General features: G+C 76.0%; 3 protein-coding genes. 2 read left to right on the plus strand and 1 reads right to left on the minus strand.

All coding sequences use genetic code 11. The features are described from left to right. Window positions 1-158 precede the first annotated feature (158 nt). On the plus strand, window positions 159-464 hold the full coding sequence (locus ABZ371_RS31830) for a 4a-hydroxytetrahydrobiopterin dehydratase (protein ID WP_358686245.1): 306 nt from the start codon (window positions 159-161) through the stop codon (window positions 462-464). 158 nt (window positions 465-622) lie between these two features. Then, on the plus strand, window positions 623-1,693 hold the full coding sequence (locus ABZ371_RS31835) for a class I SAM-dependent methyltransferase (protein WP_358686247.1): 1,071 nt from the start codon (window positions 623-625) through the stop codon (window positions 1,691-1,693). A gap of 11 nt (window positions 1,694-1,704) precedes the next feature. Here ABZ371_RS31835 and ABZ371_RS31840 read toward each other — a convergent pair whose 3' ends face one another. After that, window positions 1,705-2,175, minus strand: a complete 471-nt coding sequence (locus tag ABZ371_RS31840) for an RICIN domain-containing protein (RefSeq protein ID WP_358686249.1) — start codon at window positions 2,173-2,175, stop codon at window positions 1,705-1,707. Window positions 2,176-2,334 lie beyond the last annotated feature (159 nt).

The following is a 2,334-nucleotide window of genomic DNA, read 5'->3' on the forward strand; positions in this document are numbered from 1 at the left end:
CGGACGGACGCGGCGCTCCGGCCGCTCCAGCGGGCCGCTCCACCGCCGGCCGCCCGGCAGCGGCCCCGTACGCACCCGTGTCGAGCGCGACAGCCCTCGTGGAAAGACCGTAGCGTCACGGGCACCGCTGTCCGCAACGCCCAGACAGGAGCCACCTCATGGCCGCTGAGCCGCTGTCCGCACACGACATCGAGACGGGGCTGCGCGATCTGCCCGGCTGGCAGGTGGAAGGGGACCGGATCGCCCGCACCTACCGGCTGCCCTCGCACTTCGCCGCGGCCGCGCTGACCGTCCACGTCGCCCGCATCCAGGACGAGCTCGACCACCACTCGGACCTGACGCTGGGCTACAACACCGTGCGCCTCACCGTGAACTCGCACGACGCGGGCGGCAAGGTCACGAGCAAGGACCTGACGCTCGCCGGGCGGGTCGAGGCGGTCGCCGCGGCGCACGGTGCGCAGTAGGGCCACCGGCCGCCGGCCCGGGTCCGGCCGCACCGGATCCGTATCCGCCATGCGCACGTGCCCGGCGCCAGGCCACCGGGAGTGCCGTGATGGGAAGGCCACTTGCCGGAACGGCAAGGAAACTCGCCTGGGAGACCGTGCCCGTGGATGCTGACCCCATGAGCAAGCACGCCGCACACACCCCCCGCCACGGCACGGCGGACGAGCCCGCCGCCGGGCACGCGCCGGACTCGGGAGACACGCTCGGGCCGGGACCCGCGCCGACCGCCGGGCACGCGCCCGGGTCGGGGCACGCGCCCGGACACGCACCCGGATCCGGGCACACGCACCGGCCGGAACACGCGCCCGCCCTGGGGCACGCGCACGCCCACGGCACCGAGGACCTCGACTGGGACGTCATGGGCCCGATGCTGGAGCAGGAGGCCGAACTGAGCCTCCCGCAGTACGAGGCGGCAGCCCGGTGGATCGCCGGGCTGCCCACGGCGCCGCACGTGCGCCGGGTCCTCGACATCGGCAGCGGCCCGGGCGTCGTCACCTGCCTGCTCGCCGGTGTCTTCCCCGGCGCGGAGGTCGTCGCGGTGGACGGCACCCCGGCGCTGCTGGAGCGCGCCCGTGCGCGCGCGGAGCGCAGCGGCCTCGCGGAGCGCGTACGGACGGTCCCCGCCGACCTTCCCCGGGACTTCGGGACGCTGGACCGGGCCGACCTCATCTGGGCCGGCAACACCCTGCACCACCTCGGGGACCAGCGGGGCGCGCTGGCCGGTTTCGCGGCGCTGCTCCGTCCCGGTGGTGTGGTGGCCCTGGCCGAGGGCGGCCTGACCGCCCGCTACCTCCCCCGTGACATCGGGATCGGCAGGCCGGGGCTGGAGACCAGGCTGGAGGCCGTCCGGGAGGACTGGTTCGAGGACATGCGCGCCTCGCTGCCGGGCACCCGGCGGGAGACGGAGGACTGGCGGGGCCTGTTCGCGGCCGTCGGCCTGGAGCCGCTGGGCGCCCGCAGCTTCCTGCTCGACCTCCCGGCCCCGCTGGAAGGGGTGGCCCTGGACCGCGCGGTGGACGACTTCGCCCGTAAGCGCGAGGCGTTCGCCGACCGGCTCACGGCCGAGGACACCGAGACGCTCGACCGGCTGCTCGATCCGGCGGACCCGGCCGGTCTTCGCCGGCGACCCGACGTGTTCACCCTGTCCGCGCGCACCGTGCACCTCGGCCGGTCGGCGCCCCGGCCCTGAGGGCCCGGGGCTCAGGAGGGCAGGGGCTCCAGCCGCCACCACTGGCCCGGGGAGTCCGTGTCCTCCCACTGCCGGACGCCGGCACCCGCCTCGGTGGACCCGTCGGCGACCTCCAGCACGAGACCGCTGACGAAGCAGACCAGCGTCACGGTGCCCGGCGCCTCGGGATGCCGCTCGATCAGCCACTCCTGGGCACCGAAGTTGTTGGCCCTCCACTGCTGGACCTTCGCGCCGTTCTCCGTGGAGGCCCCCGTGACGTCCAGGCGTTTACCGCTGTGGGCGTTGACCAGGTGGTACAGGGGAGCGCCCTGGTGCACGGGGCCGAGGTGCCAGTGCTGGGAGGCGGCGCCGCTGTCCCCGGCCTGCTGGACGCGGGCGCCGCCGGCCGTGGCGCCGCCCTCCACCTCGAGCAGCAGCCCGCTGCCCACATTGCGCAGGCGGTACGCGCCCGCCTCGACGACGGGCCCGGTGTCCCCGCTCATGCTCTGTTCCTTCGGTCCGGCTGAACGCGGCTCAGGGCCGGGTGAGGGGTGGGTGACGCCGCGCGGGGCCCCCCCCCCGGACGCGACCGGGGCCCCCGGTCGTGCAGGTCAGCGCCCCCCGTCGAAAACGGCCCCGGCCCCCCCCAAGCCCGCGCCCTC

The sequence above is a fragment of the Streptomyces sp. NPDC005899 genome (assembly GCF_040629645.1).
Taxonomy (GTDB): Bacteria; Actinomycetota; Actinomycetes; order Streptomycetales; family Streptomycetaceae; genus Streptomyces.

Bases quoted from the DNA above. Each gene is read 5' to 3' on its own strand.
- ABZ371_RS31830 (WP_358686245.1), top strand. From the start codon at position 159: ATGGCCGCTGAGCCGCTGTCCGCACACGACATCGAGACGGGGCTGCGC.
- ABZ371_RS31835 (WP_358686247.1), top strand. From the start codon at position 623: ATGAGCAAGCACGCCGCACACACCCCCCGCCACGGCACGGCGGACGAG.
- ABZ371_RS31840 (WP_358686249.1), bottom strand. From the start codon at position 2,175: ATGAGCGGGGACACCGGGCCCGTCGTCGAGGCGGGCGCGTACCGCCTG.